The sequence below is a fragment of the Melittangium boletus DSM 14713 genome, assembly GCF_002305855.1.
Lineage (GTDB): Bacteria > Myxococcota > Myxococcia > Myxococcales > Myxococcaceae > Cystobacter > Cystobacter boletus.
Window position 1 is genome coordinate 193379 of the sequence record NZ_CP022163.1, and the last position, 14044, is coordinate 207422.

At 69.7% G+C, this 14044-nt stretch carries 10 protein-coding genes; 2 read left to right on the top strand and 8 right to left on the bottom strand.

Features of this window, described 5'->3' with window-relative positions; translation table 11 throughout:
- Positions 1–11: 11 nt before the first annotated feature.
- Both MEBOL_RS00870 and trmFO read right to left on the bottom strand, forming a co-directional pair.
- The gene (locus MEBOL_RS00870; RefSeq protein WP_095975640.1) at positions 12–1616 is read right to left on the bottom strand and encodes a gliding motility protein; all 1605 of its coding nucleotides are present in this window, start codon (positions 1614–1616) and stop codon (positions 12–14) included.
- The gene (gene trmFO / locus MEBOL_RS00875) at positions 1613–2959 is read right to left on the bottom strand and encodes a methylenetetrahydrofolate--tRNA-(uracil(54)-C(5))-methyltransferase (FADH(2)-oxidizing) TrmFO (protein WP_095975641.1); all 1347 of its coding nucleotides are present in this window, start codon (positions 2957–2959) and stop codon (positions 1613–1615) included. Before trmFO ends, MEBOL_RS00870 begins: the two co-directional genes overlap by 4 nt.
- Before the next feature lie 251 nt (positions 2960–3210).
- On the opposite strand from trmFO, the gene MEBOL_RS00880 reads away from it, so the two are divergent.
- Positions 3211–3600 (top strand): TraR/DksA family transcriptional regulator, encoded by a 390-nt coding sequence (locus tag MEBOL_RS00880; protein ID WP_095975642.1) that lies wholly within the window; start codon positions 3211–3213, stop codon positions 3598–3600.
- 49 nt (positions 3601–3649) lie between these two features.
- Here the strand turns inward: MEBOL_RS00880 and topA are convergent, their stop codons facing one another.
- The 5 genes from topA to pgeF form a co-directional block, all read right to left on the bottom strand.
- Entirely contained in the window at positions 3650–6271 is a 2622-nt protein-coding gene (topA, locus tag MEBOL_RS00885) for a type I DNA topoisomerase (RefSeq protein WP_095975643.1), read from the bottom strand.
- 8 nt (positions 6272–6279) lie between these two features.
- Entirely contained in the window at positions 6280–7398 is a 1119-nt protein-coding gene (locus MEBOL_RS00890; RefSeq protein ID WP_095975644.1) for a DNA-processing protein DprA, read from the bottom strand.
- A 159-nt stretch (positions 7399–7557) separates the two neighbouring features.
- Positions 7558–8784, bottom strand: a complete 1227-nt coding sequence (locus MEBOL_RS00895; RefSeq protein WP_095975645.1) for a LysM peptidoglycan-binding domain-containing protein — start codon at positions 8782–8784, stop codon at positions 7558–7560.
- 24 nt (positions 8785–8808) lie between these two features.
- Positions 8809–9531: a tetratricopeptide repeat protein gene (locus tag MEBOL_RS00900; protein ID WP_095975646.1), complete on the bottom strand. Its 723-nt coding sequence runs from the start codon at positions 9529–9531 to the stop codon at positions 8809–8811.
- Positions 9532–9698: 167 nt separating this feature from the next.
- Positions 9699–10466 carry a peptidoglycan editing factor PgeF gene (gene pgeF / locus MEBOL_RS00905; protein WP_095975647.1) on the bottom strand — a complete coding sequence of 256 codons (768 nt, stop codon included), beginning with the start codon at positions 10464–10466 and terminating at the stop codon, positions 9699–9701.
- Between the two features lie 171 nt (positions 10467–10637).
- Here pgeF and MEBOL_RS00910 point away from each other — a divergent pair, with 171 nt between their 5' ends.
- Entirely contained in the window at positions 10638–12545 is a 1908-nt protein-coding gene (locus tag MEBOL_RS00910) for a GGDEF domain-containing protein (protein WP_095975648.1), read from the top strand.
- Between the two features lie 13 nt (positions 12546–12558).
- On the opposite strand, the gene MEBOL_RS00915 is transcribed toward MEBOL_RS00910, so the two are convergent.
- Positions 12559–14010 (bottom strand): trypsin-like peptidase domain-containing protein, encoded by a 1452-nt coding sequence (locus tag MEBOL_RS00915; protein ID WP_095975649.1) that lies wholly within the window; start codon positions 14008–14010, stop codon positions 12559–12561.
- Positions 14011–14044 lie beyond the last annotated feature (34 nt).

A 14044-nucleotide genomic window follows, 5' to 3' on the forward strand; every position in this document is an offset into this window, starting at 1 on the left:
GGAGGGGTGAGTCACAGCCGGGCGGGCGCCACGTACACGCCCGCGCTCGCGCCCTTGAGCACGTACACCGCGAGCGAGTCGTTCGGACCGGCGAAGTACACGGGCAGCTGGGCACCCTGATCGAGCGTCTTGCGGGCCTGCGTCTTCACGTCATAGACGGCCACGTCGAAGGCGTCCGAGTCCATGCGCGCCGAGGTGGCCAGCACGCGCCCTCCGTCCTTGGAGATCTTGTAGCTGTAGATGCCCTGCAGCCACGTGAGCGGCGCGGCCTCGGGGGCCGGGGCCAGGGGCAGCGCCTTGAAGTCACAGGCGCGGCCCTCGCGCGTGCAGCCCGCGCGGAAGACGAGCGCCGCGTTCTCCGGGGCGAAGCCATAGCCGAACACCCCCGCCTGCGCCTTGCGCGCCTTCTCCTCGGAGCCCACGGTGTAGAGCATCAGGTCCACCGAGTAGACGGGCTTGAGGAAGCGCGACAGGAAGGCCACGTGCTTGCCGTCCGCGCCCCAGGTGAAGTTGGGCACGCGGCTGCCCACGAGCTTCGGCTCGCCGTCGGGCAACGTCACCACGCCCATCAGCCCCGCGCCCGCGGGCTGGTCGTACTTCGCCAGGAAGCCCAGCGCCTGGGAGTCCGGCGAGAAGGCCAGCTCCTTCACGCCCTCGCCCACCTTGCGCCCGAGGATGCCCGAGGCCGGTCCCACGACCAGGTCGCCCAGCTGCTCGGGCTTGCCCCCATCGTTGCGCGCCAGCCACTTCGAGTCCGGCGAGAAGGCGAACGCCGTCGTCCCCGTGGCCACCTTCTTGCCCGTCCACTCCGGGGCCTCGGCGACATACAGGTCATACGTGCTCGCGCTGCCGCGCGACTGGTAGGCCACGAAGTGGGAGTCCGGGGACACCACGTAGTCGCCCACCTGGTCACCCAGCGCGCGCGGCTCGGCGGCCTTGTCGCCCGCCGGGGCCTCCACCGCCACCGCCAGCAGGCTGCCCGCCGCCACCAGCTTGCGCTTGAAGAAGAGCGTCTTGCCGTCCGGGGAGAAGCCCGCCGTGGACACCTCGCCGCCCACCTGCCGGAAGGGTCCCGTGGGCAGAGGCCCCAGCTTGAGCACGCCCCCATCCACGAAGGCCAAGTGCGTCCCGTCCGGGCTCGGCACGAAGTACGTCACCGCCTCGCCGATGCGCTGGGGCTCGGCCGTGGGCTCCGTCAACGCGAGCGCGTGCAACACCCCGGACTGGTTGGCCAGGTTGTACCCGGTGAGGAACAGCACGTGCTTGGAGTCCGGCGTGAAGAGCAACCCGCCGGGCACGTTCGTCACCCCATCCCCCAGCTTGCGGGCCAGGCCTCCTTCCACCGGCACCACGTACAGCTCGCCCAGGCGCATCTGCGGCGGAATGCCCTCCACCGTCGGCTTGCGCGTCTTCCTCAAGTACGAGGCGAAGCGCCCGTCCGCCGACAGCCGCAGATCCTCGGCCGCGCCCTCCGCGAGCAGCACCCCCACTCCGCCCACGGCCGCCGCGGCCCGCGAGCCCGAGCCCGCTGCCCGCGCCTTGCCCTCCTCGCTCCGCTTGCAGCCCACCACGGCGAGCGCCACCAGCGCTCCCGTCCACAACATTCGTCGGCTCATGCGCTCCTCCGGGGCTCGTCGGCGGGGGGCACGCTCGGCAACCACGTGGCCAGGTCCGCGCGCGCCCGCTCCGCGTACTTCACCCGCTTGTCCGCCTTCTTGAAGCGTCCCTCCAGGGGCGGAAACAACCCGAAGATGATGTTGGAGGGCTGGTAGTCGTAGTCCGGCGGGTGCGCCTCGCCCGTCACGTGGCGGTAGAGCGCGCCCAGGGCCGTGGTGGCCGGCGGCGGCACGAACCCGGTCCCCGTCAGCCGCGCGTACACCGCCAGCGCCGTGAGGTAGCCGCATGCCGCCGACTCCACGTACCCCTCCACTCCGGTGATCTGCCCCGCGAAGAACAGCCGCGGCTCGGCCTTGAGCGACAAGTCCCCGCCGAGCAGCCGCGGCGAGTCGATGAAGGTGTTGCGGTGGATCTGCCCCATGCGCAGGAACTCGGCGTTGGCCAGGCCCGGAATGCAGGTGGTGAAGATGCGCTTCTGCTCACCCCACGTCAGGCGCGTCTGGAAGCCCACCATGTTCCACGACGTGCCCGCCTTGTCCTCCATGCGCAGCTGCACCACCGCGTGGGACTCGGTGCCCGTGCGGGGATCCACCAGGCCCACCGGCTTCATCGGCCCGTAGGCCAGCGTCTGATCGCCTCGCTCCACCATGACCTCGATGGGCAGACACCCTTCGAAGTAGCGGGGTTCCTCGAAAGCGTGCGGCTCGAGCTTCTGGCCCGCCTTCACCTCGGCGATGAAGCGCGTGTACTCGGCCTCGTTGAGCGGCAGGTTGATGTAGTCATCGCCCCCGCCCTTGCCGTAGCGGCTCGCCCGGAAGGCGATGTTCATGTCGATGGAGTCCCCGGACACGATGGGGGCGATGGAGTCGTAGAAATAGAGCTTCTCGCCCACGTAGCGCTCGAGCTCCTTCGTGAGCGCATCCGAGGTGAGGGGCCCGGTGGCCACCACCACCACGCCCTCGGGCAGCGCGTCCACCTCGCCCGCCACCACCTCCACGCCCGGGGCCTCGTGCACCGCGCGCGTCACCGCCGCGGAGAAGGCATCCCGCTCCACCGCCAGCGCGTCACCGGCCGGCACCCGGTGCGCGTCCGCGCTGCCGAGGATCACCGAGGACAGCGCGCGCAACTCCGCGTGCAGCAGGCCGATGGCGCTCTCCGGGTTGTCCGAGCGCAACGAGTTGGAGCACACCAGCTCCGCGAACGCGTCCGTCTTGTGCGCGGGCGATCGGCGCTGGGGCTTCATCTCCCGCAGCGTCACCGGCACTCCGCGCCTCGCCAGTTGCCAGGCGCACTCGCTGCCCGCGAGGCCCCCGCCAATCACCGTCACCCGCTGAAACTTCACGTCCTGCCTGCCTCTCTCCGGGGCGGCTCGCGGCCCCAATCGACTCCGGGCCCCTGTTAGCAGGCGTCCCCCCGCCGTGTCCCCGCCTTCCGCGCGGAACGCCCGCCCTCTCGCCTCCTCTCCAACCATGCCCGGGGTGGGAGGGGAAGCAGCAGTTACCCTACCTCCTCATGACTCCTAGCTTTGACCAGTTCATTCGCGCGCGAAACCGAAGAACCCGCAGTTAAACCTTCCAACGGGAGCGACAGGCCATGACCCGAGCCGACGAGCTGATGAACATCCGCAATCTCCTGCAGCGGCGGCGCCGCGCCATCCTGAGCGCGAACGAGGGGACGCACCGGGAGCTGAGCGCGCTCAAGGACCAGGAGCGGGATCCCGAGTACGAGGAGCAGGCCCAGGCGGAGCTGGCGGACTACACCCTGTCCACGCTGATGGAGTCGCAACGGCGCGAGGTGATGCTCATCGACGCGGCGCTCAGGCGCATGGACATGGGCGTGTTCGGCGAGTGCGTGGACTGTGGCGGCGACATCTCCATCGAGCGGCTGGAGGCCCTGCCCTTCGCCATCCGCTGCGAGGAGGACGCGAGCCTCCACGAGCTCGACATGCGAGGGGGCCACCAGCAGTCCATCCCCACCCTCTAGCCGAGGGCGGGAGCCAGGGGGAGCCAGACGCTCCCCCTGGCGCTGAACATCACGCCGCCGAGGAGGCATCCGGCGAGGGGCTCGTGCCACTGGCCGCGGGGACGGCCCCAGGCTCCTCGATCTGACGGCGGTAGTCGCACTCCTTGTTGGGGCAGGCCACGAACGGGCCGTCCCGCTTGGAGAACTTCTGCAACAGGTAGGGCGACTGGCACTGCGGACAGGCCTCGGCGAGCGGCCTGTCCCACGCGGCGAACTTGCAGTCCGGGTAGCGGTTGCAGCCGAAGAAGATCTTCCCGAAGCGGCTGCGGCGCTCGGTGAGGTAGCCCTGCTTGCAGTCCGGGCACGTCACGCCAATGGAGATGGGCTTGGACGTCTTGCAATCCGGGTAGCCCGAACAGGCGAGGAACTTCCCGAAGCGGCCGCGCTTCACCACCATGTTCTTGCCGCAGTTCTCACAGAGCTCGTCCGTGGTCTCCTCCTCCACGATGACGATCTTGCCCTCCGCGTCGCGCTTGAAGTCCTTGGTGTTCTTGCAGTCGGGGTAGTTCGAGCAGGCCAGGAAGTGGCCCATCTTCCCCCACTTGATCACCATGATGTTGCCGCACTTCTCGCAGGCCACATCGGTCTTCACTTCCTCGCGCTTGACGTCGCGCATCTCCGTCTCGGCCTTCTCGAGCGTCTCCTTGAAGGGCGCGTAGAAGTCCTTGAGCACGGTCTTCCAGTTGGCCTCGCCCTCGGAGATCTGATCGAGCTTCTCCTCCATGCTGGCGGTGAACGTCACGTCCAGCTCGTGGGGGAAGTGCTTGACCAGCAGATCGTTGCAGATGAGCCCGAGGTCCGTGGGACGGAAGCGGCCCTCGATCTTCTCCGCGTACTTCTTGTCCTGGATGGTGGAGAGGATGGCGGCGTAGGTCGACGGGCGGCCAATGCCCCGCTCCTCCAGCTCCTTGACCAGGGTGGCCTCGGAGAAGCGCGGCGGAGGCTGGGTGAAGTGCTGCTCGTCAACGAGCTTCTGCAGGCTGAGCGCGTCGCCGTCGTTGAGCACGGGCAGGTCCCCCACCCCGTCGTCGGCGGTCTCGTCGCCCGCGGCGCGCGCCTTCTCCTGGGCGGCCTCCTCCTCGGGGGTGAGGCTGGCGCCGTAGACGGCCAGGTAGCCGGGGAACTTGAGCGTGGAGCCCGAGGCGCGGAAGGTGGCCCGGCCCGAGGTGATGTCCGCGCTCGTCTGGTCATACACGGCCGGCTTCGTCTGGCACGCCACGAAGCGGTTCCAGATGAGCTCGTAGAGGCGGAACATGTCCGCGGCCATGTCGTCGTTCATCGCGTCGAACGCGGCCTTGACCTTGGCGGGCGGGTACTCGAGCGAGGTGGGACGGATGGCCTCGTGCGCGTCCTGGGCGCCCTTCTTGGTGCGGTACACCACGGGCGCTTCCGGCAGGTAGTCCTGGCCGTACGTCTGGAGGATGAAGTCGCGCACGCCCGCCACCGCCTGATCCGACAGACGGGTGGAGTCCGTACGCATGTACGTGATGAGCGCCGTCTGGCCCTCCTCGCCGAGCAGCACGCCTTCATAGAGCCGCTGGGCGAGCGCCATGGTCTTCTTGGCGGTGAAGTGCAGGCGGTTGGCCGCCTCCTGCTGCAGCTTGGAGGTGATGAAGGGAGCGGGCGCGTTGCGGCGCCGCTCGCGCTTGTCCACCTTGGTCACGGTGAAGGACGCGTTCCTCAGCTCCTCCACCAGGCCCCGGGTGGTGGCCGCGTCCCTCAGGTCCACCTTCTTGCCGTCCACGCGGGACAGCTTCGCCTTGAAGGGCGGAGGCCCCGAGGGTCCTTCCAGCAGCGCGTCCAGCGTCCAGTACTCCTGGGGGACGAAGGCCTTGATCTCGCTCTCGCGCTCGCAGATGAGGCGCACGGCCACCGACTGCACGCGGCCCGCGGACAGGCCCCGGCGGACCTTCTTCCAGAGGATGGGCGAAATCTGATAGCCCACGAGCCGGTCGAGGATGCGCCGCGTCTGCTGGGAGTCGTAGTTGTCCTGGCTCAGCTGGCGCGGGTTGGCGATGGCCTCCTGGATGGCCGGCTTGGTGATCTCGTTGAACATCACCCGGTAGGAGTCCGGGTGCCGCAACTGCTGGTTGATGTGCCAGGCGATGGCCTCGCCCTCGCGATCCGGGTCGGTGGCCAGGAAGACCTTGTCCACGCCCTGGGCGGCCTTCTTGAGCTCGCCGAGCACCTTCTCCTTGCCCTTGATGACCTCGTACTGGGGCTCGAACTCCTTCTCCAGGTCCACGCCCATCTTGCTCTTGGGCAGGTCCAGGATGTGGCCCACGGACGCCTTCACCGTGTAGCCCGAGCCCAGGTACTTCTTGATCGTCTTGGCCTTGGCGGGCGACTCGACGACCACGAGGTAGTGCGGTCCCTTGCCCCGCCGGGAGGGAGCCTCGTCGCCCTCTTCCTCCGCCGAGGCCTCCACCGTGGCCAGCTCGCCCTTCTTGCCCTTGCCCCGCGAGGCGGTCTTCTTCGCGGCCGCCTTCTTCGCGGACGCCTTCTTCGCGGTGGTCTTCTTGGCGGTGGTCTTCTTGCGCGCCGCCGGCTTCTTGGCTGCCTTCCCGGAGGTCGCCGTCTCCTCGACCTCCTGCTCGCCCGCCGTGGCGGTCTTCTTCGTGCGCGTCGCCATGATTTTCCTCAAACCCTCTCGAACAACCTGCCAGGGTGCTGGATGACGAATCCCGACAGCTCCAGCTCCACCAGGGCGCTCAAGAGCGCCGCGGGGGACAACTGGCTGTCCACCAGCACCTCATCGAATGACCTGGGAACCCGCTTCAACACCTCGTAGGTCCCCCTCGCTTCCACCGAGAGTTCTTCCCATGAACCCTCTCCTGGCGGCACCGCCCGCTGGGGGTCCACTCCCACGGTGCGCCAGACTTCTTGAACGGAGAGGCAGGCCCGGGCGTGGCCATCGCGGATGAGCGCGTTGCACCCCGCCGCCCCCTCGTTCACTACGTCACCCGGCAAGGCCAGGACGGGCCGGCCCCTCGCCCGCCCCGCCTCCGCCGTATAGAGACTGCCGGAGCCCAGCCCCGCGCGGAGGACCAGGACCGCGTCGGACGCGCCAGCGATGAGCCGGTTGCGCCGAGGAAAAGTCGTCGTGCTCGCCCGGACGCCCGGCGGCAACTCACTGAAGAACACCCCACCCCGGGCCAGGAAGTGCGGCAGCAGCTTCGCCTGGGCGGGATCCAAGGCGTCCAGCGCCGAACCCAGGAAGGCCCACGTCTCGCCACCCGCGTCCATGGCGCCCCAATGACAAGCCCGGTCCACCCCGGCGGCCGCGCCAGACACCACCCCCACGCCCCCTTCCGCCACCTGACGGGCGAACGTCCTCGCGAAGGGAAGGAATCCCTGATCCGGCTGCCGGCTGCCCACCATGGCCACCCGTCGACGCGGCGGCCCCACCTGTCCCCGGTAGAAGAGGAGCGGAGGCGCGTCCACGGTGTCCGCCAGGAGCGCGGGGTAGGCCCGCTCTCCCACGAAGGCCACCCCCATGCCCACCCGGGCACAACGCTCCAGCACCCGTGTCGCCAGGGACTCCAGGGAGGAAAGCTCGGCGAGCCGGCGACGGACGGGAGGAGGCAGTGGGGCCTCGGACACCCAGTCCCGGACCGGGCAGGCGACCAGGCGAGCGAGCGCTCCCTGGGCATACGCGCGCAAGTGCTCCAGCGCCCTCGGCCCAAGGCCGGGAACCGTCCAGAGCGCGAGAAGCGCGCGTTGCTCCGCCGTGAATCTGTCCGCCGTGACGTCCACCATGCCCCGACCCCCTCCCCCGAGCCACCTATATAGAAGATGGGTCCGACGGGAAGAGGCCGGCACACATAAACACCTGACCGTCGGTGGTCAAGCGGGACGTCCCCTCCGGTAGGGCGCTTTGAGGCCGATCCCGGGGGTTGGAGTCCCCGGGAGGGATGTTCACCGCAGCGCGGTGGGGGCCGACTCCAGGCGCATGATGGCCTCGTCGCCGGGGCCCACTTCCTGGATGGACTTCGTGAGGACGCAGTTGGAGGCGCGGTCCTTGACCTCGGTCACGAGGCACAGGGCGATGTTCTCCGTCGGGAACGGCGCCGGCTGGTTCTTCTTGGTGCCGGGCAGCTCCAGCTTGAGCACGCGCTCGCGGGCGGGATCGCCCTGGCGGGTGATGGTGAAGACATTGCCCGGCTGGACGCCATCCGCGCTGCCCTTGTCGATCACCAGGAAGTAGTGCTCGGCCGTCAGCGTCTGGTAGGGCACCAGCGAGGTGACGACGACGCCCTTGATTTCCTTCTCGTTGCGGCGGGGCACCACCGCCTCGGACATGCGGTCGCCGTAGGGGCCCACCAGATCACCGCGCGTGACGGGATCCCACGTGTCCATGACCTGGGCCTTGACGTAGTTGTCACCCAGCGCCGTCACGCGCACCGTGCCCACGAACTCGGTGAGGTAGCCCACCGGCTTGCCCGTCACCGGGTGCATCACCTGCTGGGCGGTGTGGAACACCACGTACTTCTCACCGACCTTCGCGTCCGTCTTGCGCTTGAAGCGCACGTAGGTGACGTCCGGGAAGGACAACATCTCCGCGCCGGTGGAGGAGCCCTCGATGCGGCCCGCCTCGTCCAGCTCGCGCGTGGTCACGAACGCCAGCGTCGTCACCGTGCGCGCGGCCTTGGGCTTGTAGCTGAGGTCACCCGACACCTCGACGCCGGCGACCGCGGGCTCCACCTCCGAGAAGTCCGAGTCCGAATTGCCGCTCGACACGGGACCGGTGCCCGCCTCCACCCGCGAGGGCACTTCCTCGCCCGCGGGGAAGAAGCGCACGTTGTTGCCCGGGTAGATCCAGTGCGGATTGGCGATCTCGGGGTTGTAGGACCAGACCTTGGGCCAGTACCACGGGCTGCCCAGGTAGCGCTGGGACAGATCCCACAGCGTGTCGCCGCGCTCCACGGTGTGCCGCTCGCCGGGAGCGGACTCACGGCCCTGGGTACCCGGGGGCAGCGTGAGCTGGCCGGAGCGCGCGGGACGCGAGGGCTCGTCGACGACGTCGCTGCCCTGGGTCTCGTCGGTGGTCTCGGGTTCCTGCTGCGCGTCGTCCGCGTTCTGGGCCCAGACGGGCGGCGCGAGGACGGTGGCGAAGAGGAGCGAGGAGAGGATCCGCGAGCGCATTCGGACGACTTCCTTTCGGACTGCTTAGTGCGAGAGGGACGCGAGCCGCTGCTCCGCCTGGGTAGCGGCGGCCGTGCCCGGAAACTGGGTGAGGATACGGGTATAGAGGGCCCGGGCGTCGTCTTTCTGGTCGAGCCGCAGCCGGCACTCGGCCAGCCGCAGCATCCCATCGAGCACGGCGTCACCGGCCGGGTAGCGCTCGATGAGCCGCTCGAACGTCTTGGCCGCGGAAGCGTGGTCCTTGAGCCCCATCTGCCCGAGGCCACTGAAATACAGCGCGTTGTCGGCGCGGGCATGGCGCGGATTCTTCTCCGCGAAGCCGAGCAGGTTGTTCACCCCGCCCTCCACGTTGCCGGTGCGCAGCGCCGCCATGGCCTGTTCGAAGGTGGCCTCCAGCACGGCGTTGTCCGGCGAGTTGGCGGGCCCGATGTCCACCGCCTCATCCGGCTCGTCGGAGGAGCCGTTGCTGATGAACATCTCCATGTCATCGGACGAGGGCTCGACGACGGCCACCTGCACGGGCAGCCTGGGCGCGGGCTCGACGCGGGGCTTGAGCTTGACCACCGTCAACTCGGGGGTCGTGAACGCGGGCGCCGGAGGGGCCTCGGGGGAAGTCGTGGACTCGGCGGTGGCCTGGGAGGCGCGCGCCTGGCGGACGCTCGCATGCAACTCCATGCGCTCGAGCCGCTTCTCCAGGCGGGACTGGGACTCGCGCATGGCGCGCATCTCGGCCTGGAGCGCCACCATCTCCGCCGAAGGGGCGGAAGCGGTGGTCGCGCAGGCGGTCAGCGCGCACAGGGGGGCGATGGCAAGCAGTCGGCGAATGGCGCGGCGCTCCGGAAACGGCCTGGGGATTCACCCCAAGGATAGGAAGCAGCGCCGGAAACCGTCAAGAAATCGGCCCCGGAGGCGGATCAGAACCGGTTCACCACGAAGTTCAAGTGACGGCCCGTGCGTCCCGCGTCCCTCCGGTGTGAGAAGAAGCGGTGTGCGTCACACGCCGTGCACTCGGGGAGGACGTCCACCCGCTCCGCGACCAGTCCCGCGTCCCGGAGCGTGCGGCTCACGGCGAGCGAGAGATTCAACCGCACCTCGGCGCCCTCGCGATGGATCACCTCGGGCCCGAACCGGGCGGTGAAGCGCTCGCCCAGGTCCTCGGAGACGACATAACAGCAGCGCTGGATGCACGGCCCCACGGCCGCCAGGAGCCGATCGGCACGAGAGCCCCTCGCCACCAGGGCCTCCACCGCCCGAGCCACGATGCGCGCGTCCGTCCCCTTCCACCCGGAATGGATCGCCGCCACGCGCCGCCGGTCGGGATCCACCAGCAGCACTGGCACGCAGTCCGCCGTGCCCACGCCCACCCAGTGCCCGGGCCGCTCCGTCCAGACGCCGTCCGCCTCGCCCTCGGTGGGCCGCAGGCTGTCGCCCCCCCCCTCCTCCGCCTCCAGCACCCGATCTCCGTGCACCTGCTTGACCGTGTGCAGCGCGCCAAGTTCCACGCCCACCCGGGCCGCCAGCCGCCGGTGGTTCTCCTCCACCCGCTCGCGCGCGTCGCCCACGGCGAAGCCCAGGTTGAGCGAGGCATGAACCCCCTCGGACACGCCGCCCTCACGGGTCGTGAAACCGTGAGGCACGGGCAGGAGCGCGGAGCACAGGAAGGAGGGCGCGGGAGCGATCATGTCGAGCCCCCATCCGAGCACGTCTCGTGGCGCGGCACGCAACAACTCCTTCGCGCAAGTCGAGAATCCAGAATGAAGTCTGTTTGACAGTGTGCGTCAGCCACGCCGACAATCCACCAACACACAGCGGGGGGATGACGGCACGGAGCCGGGGCCCCCCTCCCCATCCGTATGGCATCCGGTTCTCGCACCGTCGGCAGAAAGCTCCTCTGGAGCATTGCCTTGCCTGGGTTGCTCGCGGCCCTGCTGGGTCTGGGGCACTTCTGGCGGGAAGCTCGGCTGGCGACCCGGGACGCCACGCACGACGAGGCCCTGGTCCTGGCGGAATTCCTCGGCGCGGCCTTCCGGCTGCCAACCCCCGCGGGAGCTCCCCCCCACTCGCCCGTCGCCGCGCTGCTGGGTGCCCCGTCCCGGTTGATCGACTCCACCGCCGAGCTGAACGTGCTGTCACCGGACGGCCACATCCGCTGGTCGCCCCGGCCCCGGGAGGTGGGCCAGCGGCACCCGGCGGCGGCGCTGCTGACCCAGCCCGGACCGCAATGGGCCCGTTCGGATGCGCACCAGACCGAGGTGCTGCGACCGCTCGGGGACACGAGCTGCGAGGGCTGTCACCCGGGCGCCGGGGAAAAACCGGTGGGCATGCTGCACCTGCGCGTGGCCGAGCCCCTGGTGCACCGCGAGCTGACCGATGCCCTGGGCGGAGCGCTGGTGGCGGTGCTCGTGCTGGGCATCATCCTCATCCTCGCCATCGGCGTCTCACTGCACTTCTTCCTCACGCGCCCCTTGCGCCGGCTCACGGCCGCCATGCGGCGCGCCGAGGAGGGCGACCTGCTGGTGCGCGCGGAGGCCGGGGGCACGGATGAACTGGCCCGGCTCGGCTCGGCCTTCAACGCCATGCTGGCGCGCCTCACCTCCATGAAGGTCGAGGAGATCGACACCCACCGCGACCTGCAAGTCACCAAGTCGAAGCTGTCCGCCAAGGAGGAGCTGGAGGAGCGCATGGCGGACCTGGCCCTGCTCTTCGACGTGGCCCACTCCCTCAACTCCACCCTCGAGCTGTCCGAGCTGCTCACGCGCATCACCCAGCTGGTGCCCGAGCGGCTGCACATCCCCGACTTCTCCATCATGCTCGTCAACGCCGATGGCCAACTGGAGGTCAAGAGCACCTTCCCGGCGGACCCGAAGCTGGAGGGAGTGGCGTTCCAGGTGGGCGAGGGGTGCTGTGGGCGCGCGGCGGCGACGCAGCGGGGCGTGTACGTGCCGGACGTGGCCGAGCCCTCGAGCGGCTTCACCCAACGTGGGCTGCGGCCCGAGCCAGACCAGGGCGCCATGCTCTGCGTGCCCATGGTGCACACGAACTCGGTCCTGGGGGTGCTCAACTTCCGGCGCCCCGAGGTGGCCAGCTTCGCTCCCGAGGAGCTGGAGCTGCTCACGGCGGTGGCGGATCAGGTCGCCACGGCGGTGAAGAACGCCCTGCTCCACACCGAGGCGGTGCGGCTCACCCTGACGGATCCGCTCACCGGCGTGCCCAACCGCCGCCACCTCTTCTCCCGGTTGGAGCTGGAAGTGGCGCGCTCGCAGCGCTTCGGCACGCCCATGTCCATCCTCATGGTGGACATCGATCACTTCAAGAAGCTCAACGACGCCGAGGGCCACCGCGCGGGCGACGAAGCCCTGCGCCGCGTGTGCGACACCCTGCGCGGACGCGTGCGCAAGGTGGACACGCTCGCGCGCTACGGCGGCGAGGAATTCATGCTGGTGCTGTCCAATGTGTCCAAGGAGGACGCGTTCGACGTGGCCGAGAAGCTGCGGCGCGCCGTGGCGGAGTCACCCCTGCTCGCCGCGCCCACCCAGCCCGGAGGCCACATCACCGTGTCCATCGGCGTGGCCACCCTGCCCACCGACGCGCCCGCCCAGGACACCGTGGTGGATTGCGCCGACGCCGCGCTCTACGCGAGCAAGCGCGGCGGCCGCAACCGCGTCACCTCCTACGCGCCCGGCATGGAAGTGCATCCCAACCGGGAACGGGGCCTCTCCAAGCCCCACGACCCGTCCGCCGCCCAAGTGGCCAAGGCCTGACGGCGGCCCGCGCTCAGGGAATGGGCAGGGCGCGCAGCATGCGTCCGTTCGGCAGCACCACGCGCAGCAGCACGGTGCTCCCGGAGGGCGCCTTGCGGATGAGCGCCGCCAGGGCCTCCGCGCTGGCCACCGGCTTGCGGTCCGCCTCCACCACCACCATGCCCGGCTCCAGCTCGGCGCGCTCCGCGGGAGAGCCCGGCTGCACCTCCGTGATCAACGCTCCCTGCGACGTCTTGAGCCCCATGCGCTGGGTGAGCCGCGGATCCACGTTGTTCAGGGACAGGCCCACCCGGGCCCTGGAGGACTGCTCGTCGGACTCCTCGCCGCGCCGCGGGCGCACGCCCCGGTTCTCGAGGTCCGGACGCGTGCCCAGCTGCACCTTCACCGCCTGCTTCTTCCCGTCGCGGAAGAGCTCCACCGTGGAGGTGCTGCCCGGCTTCTTGAGCGCCACCGAGCGAGTCAGCTCTCCACCCGAGCTCACCTTCTGCCCGTCGATGGCCACGATGACGTCGTCCGTCCTCACGCCCGCGCGACCCGCCGGGGAGTCGTCGTTCACCAGGTTGACGATGGCTCCGTCGTTGACGGGCAGCTTCAGCGCCTGAGCCAGCTCCGCGTTCAGATCCTGGATGCCGATGCCCAGCCAGGCACGCGTCACCGCGCCGTCCTTCTCCAACTGGGGCAGGAGCGCCTTCACCAGGTTGCTCGGCACCGAGAACCCGATGCCCGTGCCGCCGCCCACGATGGCGGTGTTGATGCCCACCACCTCGCCCTTGAGGTTGAAGAGCGGACCGCCCGAGTTGCCCGGGTTGATGGCGGCGTCCGTCTGCAGGAAGTCGTCATAAGGCCCCGCGTGGATGTTGCGCGCCCGCGCGGAGAGGATGCCGCTGCTCACGCTCGAGGCCAGACCGAACGGGTTGCCAATGGCCACCACCCAGTCGCCCACGCGCATCGCGTCCGAGTCTCCCAGCTTCACCGTGGGCAGCTTGTCCGCCTTCTTGAGCTGGATGAGGGCCACGTCGGTGAGCGGATCCCTGCCGACGATCTCCGCGGAGAAGGAACGCCCGTCATCCAGGCGCACGCGGATGGCCACCGCGCCCTCGACGACGTGGTTGTTGGTCAACACCAGGCCCTTGGGATCGATGATGAAGCCCGAGCCCGTGCCCTGGCGGATGGGCTGCTCGCGGCGCCGGCCACTCCAGGGATCCTCGCTCCCGAAGGAGGGATTCCGCATCCCCTCGTACTCCTCGGACGCGCCGCTCTTGGACTGGACGTCCACGTTGACGACGGCGCTCTTCACCGACTCGACCAACGGGGCGAGCGAGGGCAGGGCCTGCGCCTCCCGGGTAGCGGGTTGAAGCGTGCCGGACGCGGGAGGCGCCGCCGTCTGGGCGGGCGCCAACGCGGGCAGGACAACGATGAGGGCACCGGCAACGGCACCCCGCGGAAGGGTCATTCGCTTATTCATGTCTCTCCCGAGATAAGACGCAAAGACGCCAAGG

Coding starts and splice junctions, on each gene's coding strand:
- MEBOL_RS00870 (WP_095975640.1), bottom strand. CDS start 1,616: ATGAGCCGACGAATGTTGTGGACGGGAGCGCTGGTGGCGCTCGCCGTG.
- MEBOL_RS00880 (WP_095975642.1), top strand. CDS start 3,211: ATGACCCGAGCCGACGAGCTGATGAACATCCGCAATCTCCTGCAGCGG.
- topA (WP_095975643.1), bottom strand. CDS start 6,271: ATGGCGACGCGCACGAAGAAGACCGCCACGGCGGGCGAGCAGGAGGTC.
- MEBOL_RS00890 (WP_095975644.1), bottom strand. CDS start 7,398: ATGGTGGACGTCACGGCGGACAGATTCACGGCGGAGCAACGCGCGCTT.
- MEBOL_RS00895 (WP_095975645.1), bottom strand. CDS start 8,784: ATGCGCTCGCGGATCCTCTCCTCGCTCCTCTTCGCCACCGTCCTCGCG.
- MEBOL_RS00900 (WP_095975646.1), bottom strand. CDS start 9,531: ATGGTGGCGCTCCAGGCCGAGATGCGCGCCATGCGCGAGTCCCAGTCC.
- pgeF (WP_095975647.1), bottom strand. CDS start 10,466: ATGATCGCTCCCGCGCCCTCCTTCCTGTGCTCCGCGCTCCTGCCCGTG.
- MEBOL_RS00910 (WP_095975648.1), top strand. CDS start 10,638: ATGGCATCCGGTTCTCGCACCGTCGGCAGAAAGCTCCTCTGGAGCATT.
- MEBOL_RS00915 (WP_095975649.1), bottom strand. CDS start 14,010: ATGAATAAGCGAATGACCCTTCCGCGGGGTGCCGTTGCCGGTGCCCTC.